We start from the raw sequence: 16,188 nt of genomic DNA, 5'->3' as shown, positions 1-16,188 counted from the left end.
CCATGGCGGAGGAACCGAGCCGGGAAGCCGTGAGCCAGTTCGTCGAGCGGTTCGCAGGCGTGCTGGCGAACAGCGGCGTACCGACGATGTCGGCTCGGGTGATGGGCGCGATGCTGGTCAGCCCGACCGGCACGATGACGGCAGCCGAGCTGGCCGAGTCGTTGAAGATCAGCCAGCCGGCGGTGTCGGGCGCCGTCCGGCAGTTGTTGCAGGTGTCGTTCATCTCGCGCGAGCGGCTGCCCGGTTCACGCAAGGATCATTACCGGATCCGCGAGGACGTCTTCGCCGCGATCCTCGAGCGCCGCAACCTCGCGCTGAGCGAGTGGGAGGCGACCAGCCGCTCCGGCGCCGGTCTCTTCCCGGCGGACTCCCCCGTCGCGCGCCGGCTGACCGAGGCCGCGGACTTCTTCGCCTTCATCCACACCGACATGGAACAGATGATCAAGAACTGGCGCGCGGACCACCCGGGATGAGCCGCGACCTCGTCGGTACTGCGTGGCTCGACAGCGACGAGCGAACTCGCTGGGAGACGCGCATCATGCGCCGACGCGTCCCGGTCTATCGCGCGGGGATCGCCGTACTCCGTGCGCTCAACGCCAGGTCGGGCGGACCCTCGCTGAGGGTCACCCAGTGGGAGCGGGTCGGGCCGAACGGCGAGACGTTCGTGATGGACAAGCTCGAGACGATGACCGGGCGGACCGATCATCCGGTCACCTCACGGGCCGAACTGCGAGCGCGCACGTCGTTCGCGTCGCGGCTGGCGCGGGCGATCTCCGCGGACGAGTGGCCGCAGATCATCACGGAGTACGAACGGCGCCGGCGGGGTGAGCGTCCGCAGTACCGGTATGTCGGACATCGGCCGCTGAACGCCGAGTCGCATGCGTTGATGGACGAGGCGTGGGTGCGGGGCGAGCTGCCGACGGATCAGTTCCGGGCCTGGAACGTGCTGAAGTTCGAGGACGAGGGCGCGTTCTACAGCGAGTTCTTCACCGACGGGGGCGCACGGGGCTACCCCGGTGGCGAGACGAATGCCGGCTTCCGGCTGGGCCGGATCATGTTCGACGTCAGCTGGCGCGAGAAAGCGTCGCTGTCCGGCGAGCAGCACGTCCTCCGCCGCAGCCGAGTCCTTCGAGCGAAGGAACTCGTCAAGTTCCTCCGCACCGAGCTGACGGAAGCCGTCCACCCACCGGCGCCCCTCACCACGCAGGCCACCGCCATGCGCCGTGATGTCTACACGCAGCCGGTCGTTGCCGCAGTCTCCGACTTCACCAAGCCCGAGTCGCTACGCTCCCCCACCGCCCGCGGCGAAACCACGCCCGACCGCAAGCAAGCATCGGCAATCGACGCTGTGGCAAAGGCTCTTCCGCCGCCGGTCAGTGGACGGGCGGAAGGGGAAGCTCAACCAGGAGCCGGCGAGCCACCGCCAGCGCAACGTCGTCCGCCCCATGCGGCGCGACAACCTGCGCGCCCACCGGCAATCCCTGCGACATTCCGACCGGGACACTCACCGCGGGATGACCGGTCACGTTGAACACCCAGCACGGATCGCCGGTGACGATGCTCTCCTCGTGCTGATCGTAGCCGTGGGCAACAGTCAGCGTGGTCGGCGTGACGAGCGCATCCACCTCAGCGAACAGATCAGCAAGCGCCGTGTTGTTGAAGTCCCGAACCTCCCGCGCCCGCCGCGCCGCCGCCGCGTCCGCTCCGCGCCCGTTGTCCAGGTCGGACAACACTCCCCACGCTTCGTCCGTAGGCGCCAACTCCAGCGGTACGTCGATCAACTCCACCCCAACCCTCGCGACCCGCTCTCGCACCACCGCATCCACCCCAACCTCCGCCGCGCACGTCCCGAGCGTCGACCGGTACGCCACCCGCCAGGTTCTTTGTGCGCCGATCGACCATTTATCGCGGTCGTTTCTGGTTGGTGGGTGCTCAAGGACGTCGCGGTGCGGCCACGGTGGGAGAGCAGTGGGGTCCAGGCGGTGGGGGCCGCTGGCGATGCTGGTGGCCAGGATCACGTCGTCGAGGTCGGCGCCGATCAGGCCGGCTGTGGTGAGGCCGCCGAGCGGACGACCGCCGGGGCGTGGGATGCGGCCGTGGGTGCCTTTGAAGCCGATGACGCCGGAGAACGAGGCGGGGATGCGGAGCGAGCCACCGCTGTCGCCGCCGGTTGCCAGGGGTACGACGCCCGCCGCAACAGCCGCCGCGCCACCTGCAGTCGAACCGCCCGGTGATCGCGACAGGTCCCACGGATTGCGCGTGTAGTCGGCGCCGTTCCAGCCGAAGGTCAGGGACTGAGCGCCGGGCCGGGCGCGAGTCGACCATCCGATCGGGATCGCACCGGCGGCAACCAGCCGGGCGATGAGCGGCGCGTCCGGCGGCGTACGCGACTTGATCAGGAACGGTACGCCGGCCAGCAACCCGTCCGGCTGCAACCGCCCCGCCGCCGCCCGCGCCGCCGCAGCATCCAGCTCGTCCAAGAAATGCAGCACCGGATCCAACCGCTCGGCCGCCGCGATTGCCTCTTCGACGACCTCCACCGCACTCACAGCCCTGGACCGAACAGCAAGCGCGATCTCGGACGCGGTTCGCCGGTGGGTCATTTGGCTAGGAGGGTGTAGGCGAAGGCTAGGCGGCGGTCCAGCCAGTCTGCGGTGATGCGGATGGAGGAATCCGAGATCATCACCAGTTCGTCGGAGGTGCGCCATTCGAGGGTGCGGGACTTGGTGGGCTGGTCGCCGCCCTCGTCGCCGATGCCGGTGAGGCCGTCGAGTACGCCGGCTATGAGGCGGGTCGCGGCCTTGGCGGCCAGGCGGCCGGGGCTGCCGGACAGCCATTCGGTGCGGCCGGTGATGACCGGTCGGCCGGGCTGGTCGATTCGCCAGTTGGGGCGGAGGACGGGGCGATGCGACGGGGGGCGGGTGATGGTGCCGATTTCAGAGTCGGCATCTTGCACCGACCAGGAATGCTCGCCAGTCGCCTCGACGCGGCACAGGAGTTGGGTCAGGTCGGCGTCGAGATAGAGCGAGCGGTTGGCACCGACGTACACGTAGGGCTCGAGGACGCCGTCATCGTCCGAGTCCTGGACGGCGCGGATAGCGTTCGGGCCGAACTCGAGCCGGTTGCCGGTGCGGGTGGCCGGGCGGGAGATGTTGCCGAGGGTGAATTCCCGGACGTCTTTCCAGCCAGCCACCCGCGTGAGTTTACGTCAGCGCGTAGACCGCGATCGCCGCGAAGTCGTCCGCCGGTTCGGCCGTCTGCCAGGACCGTACGTCGTCCACGTACCGCGAATCATGACCGGTGTACTGCGCATACGCGTCGGACGCATCCGCCGGGCAATGTGTCATCCCGTCGAGGTAGTCGTCCAACCCGTCCGTGAACAGGTCGGCGGAGTTGGGCCCGTTGACCACCGCGCCGGTCAGCTGATGGCCGGTGATGTTCGCGATCTGGTGATGGGGACAGCGTTCGAAGGTCTGCCCCACGCCGATGACGAAGGAGACGCCCCAGGCGTTCGCGCCGAAGGCCCAGTCGAGTTGCTGTTGACCGAATGCGTTGTAGCTTCGATCGCCAGTTGCGCGTGCATAGAGACGGGCGGTCGTAGCCAAGCCGAACGTGTGCGGTACGGCGTCGAACTCGGCGTACTGCGCGCCGGCCCGGAACGGATCCGCCGCCGAACGCGACGCCCCGATCTCCAACTGAGCCCGCAGATCACCGGCCAACTCGCGGACTAGCGGCCGATCGGTCCGCGCGGCCCGGATCAGATCCGCATGCGCCAACGCACTCACGTCGTACAGGTTCAACGTGTCCCCGCCGGCCTCGTGCGCGATGTACTGCGAAGCCCAATATCCGGCCTGCTTCAACCAGGCGCCGGCGCGCGGATCGCCCAACCGCTTGGCCGCCAACGCCAACTCGGTCGCGCCCAGCTCGAGGTCGTCGCGCCATGCCGTCTCCGGATAGAACGCGAACGGCAACGACGTCACCAACTGCCCGACGTTCGTCGTCTTGGCCTGCGCGAAGATCTGCGCGGCCGTCTCGAGATGCCGGCGCGCGTCCGCGCGGTTCGGCTCGACCTGTGCGGCCAGCGCGAACGCCGCCGCAGTACGTCCGGCCAGGTTGGGGCTGATCGGCTTGCCCGGCGCGGCGGCCCGGAACACGGGCCGGTTGCGCAGGAAGCGCTCGGACGGATCGGTCAGGTGGTCGTCGACGCCCGGTAGCCGCCAGATGTCGTGGTCACCGATGTACGTCTCGGTGTCGTTGCCCGCACCGACGCCGACCTGGATGTACAGCGTCCGGGTCTTCTGGTCCCACATCTTGTCCAGCCAGTCCAGCCCGTGCCGCGCCTCGGCGAGGACCTTGCTGTCCGGCTTGTCCCGAACCGATGCCCACAGCAACGATTCCGAGTACGCCGCGATGTGGGTGAACTTGAGGTAGTCGCCGGCGTCGTACCAACCGCCGGTGACATCGACGGGACCGCCGATGCGCTTCAGCTCACCGATTGTCTGGTCGCTGTCCGGATCCACGAACTCGGGGATCTCGTAGACGAGCGCCTTCGAATCATTGCGATGAACGTTGTCCCGCTGAGCCGTGAAGAACTGCACGACCTTGTCCTTGGCGCTCGCCTGCAGGCGGTCCGAGGAAGCCCGCACGTCGAACCCGGCGGACGCGACCCCGGGCACCTCGACCCGGTAGTGCCCCGGCACCTTCAGCGCCGACAGATCCAGCTGATAGACGTGCGGGTACGTCGCATTCCACTCCCCCACGTCCTTGCCGACCGCACCGCTCAACACCCGCCGCCCATACCTGTCCACGACGGAGAAATGCGTCGCAACCCCGCGACTCAGGACGTACGCCGCCTTGCTGTCGAAGGCGCCGTACCCGAGCTGATTGACCCGCACCGCTCCACCCGGTGCGGCCTCTGCCGTAGTCACCGGTCCCACCACCAAACCCGCTGCCGCCACCAGGGCTCCGAACCGACGCCAGGACCTCACGATTGTCTCCCTCCGGCCAATCGTTAGGAAAGTTTCCTATTGCTGATCGGGACGCTAGCGCACGCCGACGCCGGAGTACAGGTTTCAGGTACGCAATCGCGACGCCGACCACACCATCAGCGCCGCGAACGCCGCGCCGAGCAACGCACAGGCGGCCGGGACGCTGGTCAGCGAGATCAGCGCGCCGAAGCCGGTCATCGCGAGCGGCATCAGTCCCTCGTCGGAGAGGCTCACGATGCTCGAGGTCCGCCCGAGGAAGGCGGGATCGATCGTCTGCTGGAAGGCGCCGGACAGCAGGGCCGAGGCGAGGCCCGCGGTGGCGCCGATCATGCCCATCGCGACGAACACCGCCAGCCGCGGAACCGAGCCGATCATCACACAGCCGGCGGCCTGGATGATCAGCAGGAGCAACCCGGCCCGCGCGGGCCGGTGAGGCTTCCAGCGCATCGCCACGATCGCCCCGGCCGCCGCGCAGATGCCCGAGCACGCCTGGAACCAGCCGAGCGCCGCCGGACCCCAACCGTCGAGGTGAACCCGCTGCACCAGACCGACCGACAGCACCGGACCGACGCACAGGTTGAGCCCGAAGAATGCGATCACCAGCGTGCGCGCCACCTCGTCCCGGCGGAGGTAGCCAAAGCCGGCCGACAGGTCCCGCCGGATCGAGTGCCCGCTCGCGTGAGGCTGCGGGAACCGCGGCCGGACCACGAACGCCAGAACCAGCGCGATGACTCCGAACGTCGCCGCGTCCACGACCATCACCGTCAGCAGGCCGCCGTGCGCAACCAGCAGACCGCCCAACGGCGCGCCGACGAACACCGCCAGCCGGTTCGCCAACTGGCGCCCAGCCGCCAGCGCGACCAGGTCGTCGGACTGCACCATCCGACGCGGAAGCGTGCCTGCCGCCGGGTTGTAGAGCGCGTCGACCGCCCCGAAAACGACCGCGACGGTCAGCAGCAACGGGAGCGTCACCTGACCGGCCGCAACCACGAACGCCGCGACGACCAGTACGGCGATGCGCCCGAGGTTCGCGACGATCATCGTGCGCCGGCCGTCCAGGCGGTCCGCGAGCGCGCCGCCGAACAGCAGGAACAACGCCCGCGGCAGCGCGCCGATCCCCATCACCAGACCAGCCGCGGCGGGCGAGGCGACCTGCGCCGCGCTCCAGGCGAGACCGACGTACCACGCGACATCTCCGGCCTCCGAGACTGCGCCGGACACGATCCAGGCCTGCACCCGCCGGTCCCGTCGCAACGGCGGCAGAACTGCGGTCGACGCGCTCATGGCCGCGCCGGCACGCCGTGCGCGAAGACGTAGATCGGTGTCGCTGACGCCTCGGTCGACGGGTTCTCGTAGTACTCCTGGATCAGGTCGCCGATGCGCTCACTCAACTCGGACAGCCGTTCCGGCGTCAGCCGCAGCCAGCTGTCGGTCGCGAACGCGGCCCGGTCCCACTCCTCGCCGTACTCCGAGCGCTGCTCGAACCACTGTCGAACCTTGTCGAGGTGATGTGTGACGTTCCTCTCCTCGGACACGGTTGCGATCAGCTCTCCGGCGGGCTCTCCACCGGCGTCGGCGACCGACCAGCTGTACGACTGGTGGGCACTGCGCCACCAGCGCTCGCGCCGGTTCTTCGCCAGCTCGGGCGCTTCCTCGATCACCTCGGCGGCCGCCAGCACCTTCAGGTGGTGACTGATGTTGCCGACCAGCTCGCCGGTCCGCGCGGCCAGTTGCGAGGCGGTGGCGGGACCTTCGACGCCGAGCAGGTCGATCAGCCGCCGGCGCAGCGGGTGATGGATCGCGGCGATCATCGACGAGGTCGCCGAGCGCCGGTTCGCGGGTGCCATGCGCCGTACCGTAGCTTCCACAAGACCTCTTGTGCAAGAGTTCTTGTGGAACGGCGATTATGCCGGAATCAATCTCGACCAGACTGCTAGAGTTAGCCACATCGTGAGATCGGGTCTCAGGATGCAGGATTGACAGTTGCAAAGTCGGGCGCTGACGCTGACGCTTGTGGACATGCTCGCTGCCCGATCCACCCACCTCGTAGGTCGCATTCATGTCGACCTCGGGCGGATGCGCAGCGCCATCTGTTGTCCTTCGATGTTCTGACAGCGACCCATGCCCGGGCCAATGACGGCCCCTGATCCCTCCCGATCACCGCTGGGTGCGCACCGCGCGGAACGCATCGAACCGACGACGCTTCGATCCTGCCGCACCTCGGTGAGCACCTGTCACTAGGACAAGGACACGCCCCCGATGACTGCTGGCGTCACCTCTCCGGCTGCCCGCAAACCCGCCCGCCCGCGCAAGGGCAAGGGCGAAGGCCAATGGGCCCTCGGCTACCGCGAGCCGCTGAACAAGAACGAGGAGAACAAGAAGAACGACGACGGCCTGAACGTCCGGGCCCGGATCGAGAACGTCTACGCGCACCGCGGCTTCGACTCGATCGACCCCGCCGACCTGCGTGGCCGGTTCCGCTGGTGGGGGCTGTACACCCAGCGCAAGCCCGGGATCGACGGCGGCAAGACCGCGACGCTGGAGCCCGAAGAGCTGGACGACCGCTACTTCATGATGCGGGTCCGGGTCGAGGGCGGGCAGCTGACCGCGGAGCAGTTGCGCGTGATCGCCGAGATCTCCACGACGTACGCGCGCGACACCGCCGACATCACCGACCGGCAGAACATCCAGCTGCACTGGATCCGGATCGAGGACGTGCCGGCCATCTGGGAGCGGCTCGAGGCGGTCGGGCTGTACACCACCGAGGCTTGCGGTGACGTACCGCGCGTCGTGATCGCCAGCCCGGTCGCCGGGATCGCCGCGGACGAGATCATCGACCCGACGCCGGCCATCGACGAGATCGTCTCGAAGTACATCGGGTCGGACGAGTTCTCGAACCTGCCGCGGAAGTTCAAGACCGCGCTGACCGGTCACCCGTCGCACGACGTCGTACCGGAGGTGAACGACATCGCGTTCGTCGGCGTCGTGCACCCCGAGCACGGCCCCGGCTTCGACCTGTGGGTCGGCGGCGGCCTGTCGACGAACCCGATGCTCGCGCAGCGGCTCGGCACCTGGATCCCGCTGGACGAGGTCGCCGAGGCCTGGTGGGGCGTGACCAGCATCTTCCGCGACTACGGCTACCGCCGGCTGCGGACGCGGGCGCGGCTGAAGTTCCTGCTCGCGGACTGGGGTGTGGAGAAGTTCCGTGAGGTGCTCGAGGACAAGTACCTCAAGCGGAAGCTGATCGACGGGCCTGCGCCCGAGGTTCCCGCCGTACAGGGCGATCACGTCGGCGTGCACAAGCAGAAGGACGGCAAGTACTTCGTCGGCGTCGCGCCGGTCGTCGGCCGGGTGTCCGGCGCCAAGCTGGCGCAGGTCGCGGATGTGGTCGCCGCACACGGGTCGAACCGGATCCGCACCACCGCGCAGCAGAAGCTGCTCGTGCTGGACGTCGAGGAGGCGCAGGTCGAGTCCCTGGTGGCCGACCTGGGCGCGCTCGGGTTCCAGGCGCGGCCGTCGGCCTGGCGGCGGAACACGATGGCCTGCACCGGCATCGAGTTCTGCAAGCTGGCGATCGTCGAGACCAAGGCGAAGGCAGCCCAGCTGATCGACGAGCTCGAGATGCGGATCCCCGACCTCGACGTACCGATCACCGTGAACGTGAACGGCTGCCCGAACTCGTGCGCCCGGATCCAGGTCGCGGACATCGGCCTGAAGGGCCAGCTGGTGATGGATGCCGATGGCAACCAGGTGCCGGGCTACCAGGTGCATCTCGGCGGCGGCCTCGGCCTGGACGCCGGCTTCGGCCGGAAGCTCCGCGGCCACAAGGTCACCGCGGACGACCTGACCGACTACGTCGAGCGCGTCACCCAGAACTACCTGAAGGAGCGCAACGAAGGCGAGCGCTTCGCGCAGTGGGTCACCCGAGCGGACCAGGAGGCACTCCAGTGAGCGACCGTGCGGCACCTCTGTACTGCCCGTACTGCGGGGACGAGGACCTTCGTCCTTCTGAAGAGGGCCATGGCGCCTGGGAGTGCCGGCCGTGTGCACGGGTGTTCCAGCTCAAGATGATCGGGTTGCGGGTGACGGTGGAATGAGTGACTTGAAGACGATCGCCGAGGAGGCGAACGAACGGCTCGCCGACGCGTCGGCGGTCGAGGTGCTCGCGTGGGCGCGAGAGACCTTCGGTGACGAGCTGGTGGTGACCGCCTCGATGGCCGATGGCGCACTCCCCCATCTCGCGGCGCAGGCGGCTCCCGGTGTCGACGTACTGTTCCTCGACACCGGTTACCACTTCGCCGAGACGATCGGGACCCGGGACGCGGTCGCGGCGACGCTGCCGATCCACCTGGTCAACGCTCTTCCGAAGCAGACGGTCGCGGAGCAGGACGCGGAGTACGGCGAGAAGCTGCACGATCGCGACCCGAACAAGTGCTGCGCGATGCGCAAGGTCGAGCCGCTGAACCGGTACCTGTCCGGCTACAAGGCCTGGGTCACCGGCATCCGCCGCGAGGAGGCGCCGACCCGCGCCAACACGCCCGTCGTCGAGTACGACGAGAAGCGCGACATGGTGAAGCTGAACCCGATCGCGCCGTGGACACAGGATGACCTGGACAACTACATCCAGGACAACGGCGTGCTCGTGAACCTGCTGCAGTACGACGGCTACCCCTCGATCGGCTGTGAGCCGTGCACGCAGCGCGTTGCCCCGGGCGAAGACCCGAGAAGCGGCCGCTGGGCGGGCACCGGCAAGGTTGAATGCGGGTTGCACACATGACCGCCACCGTGACGGAGCTCGATGCTCTCGAGAGCGAATCGATCTTCGTGTTCCGCGAGGTGGCGGCGGAGTTCGAGCGGCCGGTGATCCTGTTCTCCGGCGGCAAGGACTCGATCGTGATGCTGCACCTGGCGCGGAAGGCGTTCTCGCCGGCCGCGGTGCCGTTCACGCTGCTGCACGTCGACACTGGGCACAACTTCCCCGAGGTACTCGCGTACCGGGACGCTGTCGTCGAGCAGCTCGGGCTGCGGCTCGAGGTGGCCCGGGTCGAGGAGTACATCGCCGACGGCCGGCTGCGCGAGCGCACCGATGGCACGCGGAACCAGCTGCAGACCATCCCGTTGCTGGACGCAATCAACGGGCACCGCTTCGACGCGGTGTTCGGCGGCGGCCGGCGCGATGAGGAGCGGGCCCGGGCGAAGGAGCGCATCTTCAGCCTGCGCGACGAGTTCGGCCAGTGGGACCCGCGGAACCAGCGGCCCGAGCTGTGGTCGTTGTACAACGGCAAGCACCGGCCGGGCGAGCACGTGCGGGTGTTCCCGCTGTCCAACTGGACCGAGCTGGACATCTGGCACTACATCGAGCGCGAGCAGATCCCGCTGCCGAGCATCTACTACGCGCACGAGCGAGACGTGTTCGAGCGCGACGGCATGTTGCTTGCCGTCGGCCCGTACTCGCAGCCGCGCGACGGTGAGACAGTTGCCGAGCGCACCGTTAGGTACCGGACCGTCGGCGACATGTCCTGCACCGGCGCGGTGGCCAGCGATGCGACGACGGCGGCCGAGGTCGTCGTCGAGGTCGCGGCCAGCGAGATCACCGAGCGCGGCGCAACCCGCGCCGACGACCGGGCCAGCGAGGCCGCGATGGAAGACCGCAAGCGAGAGGGGTACTTCTGATGAGCACCCTGTTGCGGCTGGCAACAGCCGGATCGGTGGACGACGGCAAGTCCACGCTGGTCGGGCGGCTGCTGCACGACTGCAAGGCGATCCTGGCCGACCAGATCGCGCATGTGAAGACGGTCTCCGAGGCACGCGGCGGCGACTTCGACTTCGCGCTGCTCACCGACGGCCTGCGGGCCGAGCGCGAGCAGGGCATCACGATCGACGTCGCCTACCGGTACTTCGCGACCGACAAGCGCTCGTTCATCCTGGCCGACTGCCCCGGGCATGTGCAGTACACGCGGAACACCGTGACCGGCGCATCGACCGCCGACGTTGTGATCATCCTCGTCGACGCGCGGCACGGCGTACTCGAGCAGACCCGGCGGCATCTGGCCGTGGCCGGCCTGCTCCGGGTGCCGCACGTCGTCCTCGCGGTGAACAAGATCGACCTGGTCGGCTACGACGAGGCCGGGTTCACCAAGATCGCCAAGGACGTCAACGAGGTCGCCGACCAGCTCGGCATCGCGGACATCCAGGCGATCCCGGTCTCCGCGCTCGTCGGCGACAACGTGGTCGACAAGTCCGCCGAGACGGACTGGTACGACGGCCCGACGCTGCTCGAGTACCTGGAGAACGCCACCGGGCGGATCGACAACTCCCAGCAGCCGCTGCGGTTCCCGGTGCAGTACGTGATCCGGCCGCAGACCGACGACCAGTACCGCGACTACCGCGGCTACACCGGAACCGTTGCCTCCGGCACCGTTTCGGTCGGCGACCAGGTGATCGTGCTGCCGGCCGGCCGTCGTACATCGGTCGCCGGTATCGACCGCGCCGTCGTCACGGCCACCTCGACCGCGGTGGTCGAGCGGCCGTCGGCGGTGGCTGGTGAAGCGGTCACGGTCCGCCTCGCCGACGACCTCGACGTTGCCCGCGGCTCGGTCATCGTCGCGGCCGAAGCCTCCCCCGGCACCCGCCGGGAACTGGCCGCGACCGTGAGCTGGTTGTCCGACCGGCCGCTGACCGTCGGGGCCCGGGTGCTGATCAAGCACACCACCACCACCGCGCAGGCGATCGTCACCAAGATCACCGGCGCGCTGGACCTCGACACGCTCGGAGTCATCGACGCCACCGAGCTCGCACTGAACGACATCGGCAAGGTGCAACTGAAGATCGCCGCACCGCTGGCCGCCGACCCGTACTCCAGCAACACCATCACCGGATCGTTCCTGCTGATCGACGCCCACGACGGGTGGACGCTCGCGGCCGGCATGATCGACGACGAAGAAGGGGAACTGCTGTGACTGCTCCAGCGCTCGTGATCCTCGCCCACGGCAGCCGCGACCCGCGCTCGGCCGCCACCGTCCACTCGCTCGTGAAGTGCCTGCGCGAGACGCGTGACGACCTGCGGATCGAAGCCTCCTTCCTCGACCACTGCCCGCCCACGCCGTACCAGGTGATCGGCAAGCTCGCCGCCGAGGGTGTGGAGGAGGTCGTCGTCCTGCCGTTGCTGCTGTCGTCGGCGTACCACGCGAAGATCGACGTACCGGCCGTCGTCGACGAGGCGCGTTCGCGGTTCCCGAGTCTGCGGATCATCGCGTCCGACGTGCTCGGGTACGACGACACGCTGCTCGACGTACTGGACCGGCGGATGCGGGCCGAGCTCAAGGACGGGCGCGTACGCGAACTGGACGCGCTGGTGCTGGCGTGCGCCGGTTCGAGCGACTCGCACGCGAATGCGAGCGTCACGCGACTCGCGCGCCTGTGGGGTCAGCGGCACAAGCTCCCGGTGACGGCCGCGTTCGTCTGCGCCGCATCGCCGTCGCCCGCCGAAGCAGTCCTCAAGTACCGGCTCGAGGGCCGTCGGCACGTCGCGGTCGGGTCGCTGTTCCTGGCCCCCGGCGTACTGCCGGACCGTGCCGAGTCCACGTCTCGTCGGGCCGGCGCTGTCGCGGTATCAGCACCGCTCGGTGTGAGTGCCGAGGTGGCTCGCCTGGTCCTGCTGCGCTACGGCGTGGCCGGCCTCGACCTGCTCACGCTGGAGCCCGCTCCGCGCCCGGTCATCGCCCGCGCCGAGCTCGTCCGCACCGCCTGACGCTGGGGTCGACACACAAGGCCGGGGGTCGACACAGGTTATTGCCTGTGTCGACCCCCGGTTTCCTGTGTCAGCCAAACCGGTGCGGGTTCAGGAACGTGACGTCGGTGTACGGCGTCTCGTTGGTTGCTGCCTGGGCCAGCAGCTCGCCTACGCCGGCGCAGTGTTTGAACCCGTGGCCGCTGTCGCCGCCGGCGATCACCACGCGCTCGTCGTACCGCCCGACCAGGAACTGCCCGTCGAGCGAGTCCGTCACCATGCACGGCATCAGCTTCACCGGCTCCGGATCGAGCTCCGGGAACGACTTGGCGATCGCCTCCGACAGCTCGGCGATGTCCTTGCGCGGGTGGATGTAGCGGTCGAGTTCGTCCGGGTCGACGTCGCGCTCGCGTTCGGCTCCGTCGAGGCCGACCTTGACGAGGAAGTTCTCGTCGGAGCCGTGTCCCCACAATCCCTTGCCGTCGGCAAACTCCCAGATGAACGACGGGAAGTTCCGCAGCCGGAACGCGTCTGACACCGGGTCCTTCGGCTGGAACCAGAACAACGGCGTACGCCGCGGTGACAAGCTGACCGTCGGCACGAGCTTGCTCAACCACGCGCCGGTGCTGATGACGACCTGGTCCGCGGTGATGTCGAGCGTCGGCGTCCGGACGGTCACCTCGTCGCGACCGACCTCGACGGCGGTCACCATCGTGTGCTCGTAGACCGTGGCGCCCAACCGCTGCGCCTCAGCGACCTGCGCCCGTACGGTCGGCTCGGCGTAACAGATCCCCGCGCCCGGATCCCACACCGCAACGTCCTCGGCCGCCAGGTTGTACTGCGGAAACCGGCTGTGCAGCTCGTCATGCGCCAGATCCGTCGTCGGCGCGCCCGCGTCGGCCGCCGCCTGCCGCGCGCCCTTCACGGGACGGCTGCCCGGACCACCCACGTTCAACGAGCCGGTCTGGCGGACGTACGTCTCACCGGTCCGCTCCCCCAGCTCGGTCCACAACGCCAGCGACTTCCGCGCAATCTCGGTCAGCCCCGGATGCTCCATACAAGCCACCCGGAACAACCGCGTCGCCCCGTGCGACGAACCGAACGAATGCCCGATCCCCTGCCGCTCGATCCCGACCACGTCCACCCCACGCGCCGCCAGCCGCCACAACGCCGCCGACCCGAACGCACCCAGTCCCACCACCACGACATCGGTTCGCATGCGCCAACCCTTTCACAGCTCAGGAGCGATAGCGTGATATCTTGATAGCTATGGCGAAGGACGCGACCAAGAACATCCTGCTGCGGCTCGATCCCGAGCTGGCTGAGCGGCTGCAGACGGTGGCATCGGTGGAGGGGCGGTCGGTGTCCGACGTGGCGCGGGAGGCGATCGCGGCGCTCGTCGATCAGCGGCGGCAGGACACCCAATTCAGTCGGCTGCTCGAGGAGAACCTCAGCCGGCACGAGGAGTCCCTGCGGCGGCTGCGGAGCGACGACTGATGCGTTACCTCGGTCCGTACGACGTGCTCGCGGTCGCGGCCCGGGTGTTGCGGTGCAGCTCGGCGGACGCCGTACTGCGGACCGACCTGAACGCGGTCGAGCGGGTGCTGGACAGCGTCCGGCTGACGAGCGGGTTGGCCGAATCGGCGGGCGTGATGCTCGCCGGCCTCGTGCGGGCGCGGCCCTTCGACGCGGCCAACCGGGTGGTCGCCGTCGCGGTGGTGCTGCAGTTCGTCTCGCTGAATCGGGCCGAGTTGCAGCTGGAGCCGGTCGCGGACGTCGACGACCTGCTCGACCGGATTGCGGCCGGCGAGGCCAGCTATCGCGAGGCCGGGGCCTTCATCCGGAGCCGGCTCGAACACCGGCCGGTGAAGCCCGAGGACTTGCAGGACGACCTGCGGCTCGAGCTGCTGCTCAGCGAGGAGACGCTGACGTTCGATGTCGAGCAGGAATGGTGGAGGGGAGTCCGGATGTACGAGCAGTTCAGCGACCCGGCGAGGCGGGTCATCGTCCTCGCGCAGGAAGAGGCGCGCGGTTTCGACCACGCGTACGTCGGCACCGAGCACCTCCTGCTCGGACTGATCACCGAGGGGCAGAGCATCGCCGCGCGGGTCCTCAACGCTGTCGGGATCACTGCGCCGGCCGTGAAGGAACTGGTGGTGGAGATCATCGGCCGCGGCAACGGCGCGGCCGAGGGGTCGATCCCGTTCACGCCGCGCGCGAAGAGCACGTTCGAGTACGCGTGGGGCGAGTCGAAGGCGCGCGGGGCGGAGCAGGTCCGGCCGGAGCACCTGCTGCTCGGCGTACTCAATGATCGTGACGGCGTCGGCGGCCAGATCATCACGAAGCTTGCCGCCGACATCGATCAGGTACGCCGCAAGCTCGAGGAGCGGATGACCTGGCGCGAGCGCTCCGAGTCGCTCGTCACCGGCATGCTTGCCGAAGGCGCCTCATGGACGACGTACGGACGGCGCCACCACCTGATCCACGAGCTCACCGCGCTGCTCGACGAGAACGAGCGCCTGCACGAGCAGGTCGCGAATCTGCGCGACCTGCTCCGCCGGCACGAGATCGACCCGGACAGCTGACCCTCAGGTTGCTGCCAGGCGTTTCTTTTCCTTCTCCACGTCGAAGTCCGGGACCGGCCACTCCGGATTCAGCTCGCGCAGCGTCTCGAGGAGGAGAGTGGTGACGGCCCAGTTGCGGTACCACTTGCGATCGCTCGGGATCACGTACCACGGCGCCTCAGGCGTGTTGCAGCGCTCGATCGCCGCGTGGTACGCGTCCATGTAGTCCGGCCAGAGCTGGCGCTCGTCGACGTCGCCCGGGTTGTACTTCCAGTACTTCGTCGGGTCGTCGAGCCGCGCCTCCAGCCGGGTGCGCTGCTCCTCCGGCGAGATGTGCAGGTAGCACTTCAGGATCGTCGTACCGTGCGCGGCCAGCTCCGCCTCGAAGTCGTTGATCTGGTCGTAGCGCCGGTCCCACACGTTCGGCGTGACCAGGTTGCGCACCCGGGCGATCAGCACGTCCTCGTAGTGCGACCGGTCGAAGATCCCGATCATCCCCTCAGCCGGCAGCGCCTGCTTGATCCGCCACAGGAACCCGCGCCGCTTCTCGGCCGGCGTCGGCGCCTTGAACGACGTGATCTTCAGGCCCTGCGGGTCCATCAGCCCCGCACCGTGCCGGATCACACCGCCCTTGCCTGACGTGTCCATCCCCTGCAGCACCAGCAGCACGCTGCGGTCGCCGTCCTTGCGCCCCTCGGCGAACAGCCGCTCCTGCCAGTCCGAGACCTCGGCGCCGAGCCCTTCCAGCGCCTCCTTGCCGTCGTCCTTGGAGCCGTCGAAGCCCGGCGTCGCACGCGTGTCGTACGTCGTCAGATCGACCGGCCCGGCCGGAACCCGCAACTGTTCCCGCAGTCCCCCAGCAGCAGCCTTCTCGCCCTTCTTCTGCTTCGCCATCTCCACATCCTGC

At 68.8% G+C, this 16,188-nt stretch carries 15 protein-coding genes; 8 read left to right on the top strand and 7 right to left on the bottom strand.

Annotation, left to right across the window (positions count from 1 at the left end; all coding sequences use genetic code 11):
- Window positions 1-2 precede the first annotated feature (2 nt).
- Entirely contained in the window at window positions 3-473 is a 471-nt protein-coding gene (locus ACQPYH_RS19595) for a GbsR/MarR family transcriptional regulator (protein ID WP_130438491.1), read from the top strand.
- A gap of 900 nt (window positions 474-1,373) precedes the next feature.
- On the opposite strand, the gene ACQPYH_RS19590 is transcribed toward ACQPYH_RS19595, so the two are convergent.
- From ACQPYH_RS19590 to ACQPYH_RS19570, 5 genes are all read right to left on the bottom strand, one after another.
- Window positions 1,374-2,549 (bottom strand): amidase family protein, encoded by a 1,176-nt coding sequence (locus ACQPYH_RS19590; protein WP_432893244.1) that lies wholly within the window; start codon window positions 2,547-2,549, stop codon window positions 1,374-1,376.
- Window positions 2,550-2,599: 50 nt separating this feature from the next.
- On the bottom strand, window positions 2,600-3,193 hold the full coding sequence (locus ACQPYH_RS19585; RefSeq protein WP_432893243.1) for a hypothetical protein: 594 nt from the start codon (window positions 3,191-3,193) through the stop codon (window positions 2,600-2,602).
- 10 nt (window positions 3,194-3,203) lie between these two features.
- Window positions 3,204-4,928 carry a glycoside hydrolase family 9 protein gene (locus tag ACQPYH_RS19580; RefSeq protein ID WP_432893242.1) on the bottom strand — a complete coding sequence of 575 codons (1,725 nt, stop codon included), beginning with the start codon at window positions 4,926-4,928 and terminating at the stop codon, window positions 3,204-3,206.
- Window positions 4,929-5,072: 144 nt separating this feature from the next.
- Window positions 5,073-6,272 carry an MFS transporter gene (locus tag ACQPYH_RS19575; protein ID WP_432893239.1) on the bottom strand — a complete coding sequence of 400 codons (1,200 nt, stop codon included), beginning with the start codon at window positions 6,270-6,272 and terminating at the stop codon, window positions 5,073-5,075.
- The gene (locus ACQPYH_RS19570; protein ID WP_432893237.1) at window positions 6,269-6,835 is read right to left on the bottom strand and encodes an ArsR/SmtB family transcription factor; all 567 of its coding nucleotides are present in this window, start codon (window positions 6,833-6,835) and stop codon (window positions 6,269-6,271) included. Before ACQPYH_RS19570 ends, ACQPYH_RS19575 begins: the two co-directional genes overlap by 4 nt.
- 412 nt (window positions 6,836-7,247) lie before the next feature.
- On the opposite strand from ACQPYH_RS19570, the gene ACQPYH_RS19565 reads away from it, so the two are divergent.
- The 5 genes from ACQPYH_RS19565 to ACQPYH_RS19545 all read left to right on the top strand — a co-directional run bounded on the left by ACQPYH_RS19565 (window position 7,248) and on the right by ACQPYH_RS19545 (window position 12,738).
- Window positions 7,248-8,939: a nitrite/sulfite reductase gene (locus tag ACQPYH_RS19565; RefSeq protein WP_432893236.1), complete on the top strand. Its 1,692-nt coding sequence runs from the start codon at window positions 7,248-7,250 to the stop codon at window positions 8,937-8,939.
- Between the two features lie 142 nt (window positions 8,940-9,081).
- Window positions 9,082-9,765 (top strand): phosphoadenylyl-sulfate reductase, encoded by a 684-nt coding sequence (locus ACQPYH_RS19560; RefSeq protein ID WP_432893234.1) that lies wholly within the window; start codon window positions 9,082-9,084, stop codon window positions 9,763-9,765.
- Window positions 9,762-10,661, top strand: a complete 900-nt coding sequence (cysD, locus tag ACQPYH_RS19555; RefSeq protein ID WP_432893232.1) for a sulfate adenylyltransferase subunit CysD — start codon at window positions 9,762-9,764, stop codon at window positions 10,659-10,661. Before ACQPYH_RS19560 ends, cysD begins: the two co-directional genes overlap by 4 nt.
- Window positions 10,661-11,947: a sulfate adenylyltransferase subunit 1 gene (locus ACQPYH_RS19550; RefSeq protein WP_432893230.1), complete on the top strand. Its 1,287-nt coding sequence runs from the start codon at window positions 10,661-10,663 to the stop codon at window positions 11,945-11,947. The genes cysD and ACQPYH_RS19550 overlap by 1 nt, the downstream gene beginning before the upstream one ends.
- A complete protein-coding gene (locus ACQPYH_RS19545) occupies window positions 11,944-12,738 on the top strand; it encodes a sirohydrochlorin chelatase (RefSeq protein WP_432893229.1) in 795 nt (264 codons plus the stop codon). The genes ACQPYH_RS19550 and ACQPYH_RS19545 overlap by 4 nt, the downstream gene beginning before the upstream one ends.
- Window positions 12,739-12,808: 70 nt before the next feature.
- Here ACQPYH_RS19545 and solA read toward each other — a convergent pair whose 3' ends face one another.
- Entirely contained in the window at window positions 12,809-13,936 is a 1,128-nt protein-coding gene (solA, locus tag ACQPYH_RS19540) for an N-methyl-L-tryptophan oxidase (RefSeq protein ID WP_432893227.1), read from the bottom strand.
- A 50-nt stretch (window positions 13,937-13,986) separates the two neighbouring features.
- On the opposite strand from solA, the gene ACQPYH_RS19535 reads away from it, so the two are divergent.
- Entirely contained in the window at window positions 13,987-14,214 is a 228-nt protein-coding gene (locus ACQPYH_RS19535; protein WP_198681390.1) for a ribbon-helix-helix protein, CopG family, read from the top strand.
- Window positions 14,214-15,302 (top strand): Clp protease N-terminal domain-containing protein, encoded by a 1,089-nt coding sequence (locus ACQPYH_RS19530; protein WP_432893224.1) that lies wholly within the window; start codon window positions 14,214-14,216, stop codon window positions 15,300-15,302. Before ACQPYH_RS19535 ends, ACQPYH_RS19530 begins: the two co-directional genes overlap by 1 nt.
- 3 nt (window positions 15,303-15,305) lie before the next feature.
- Here the strand turns inward: ACQPYH_RS19530 and ACQPYH_RS19525 are convergent, their stop codons facing one another.
- Window positions 15,306-16,175 carry a PPK2 family polyphosphate kinase gene (locus tag ACQPYH_RS19525; RefSeq protein ID WP_432893222.1) on the bottom strand — a complete coding sequence of 290 codons (870 nt, stop codon included), beginning with the start codon at window positions 16,173-16,175 and terminating at the stop codon, window positions 15,306-15,308.
- Window positions 16,176-16,188: the final 13 nt, after the last annotated feature.

It is taken from the genome of Kribbella sp. CA-245084, assembly GCF_050942355.1.
In the GTDB taxonomy this organism is placed as follows: domain Bacteria; phylum Actinomycetota; class Actinomycetes; order Propionibacteriales; family Kribbellaceae; genus Kribbella.
This window is presented reverse-complemented; position numbering and strand designations above follow the sequence as displayed.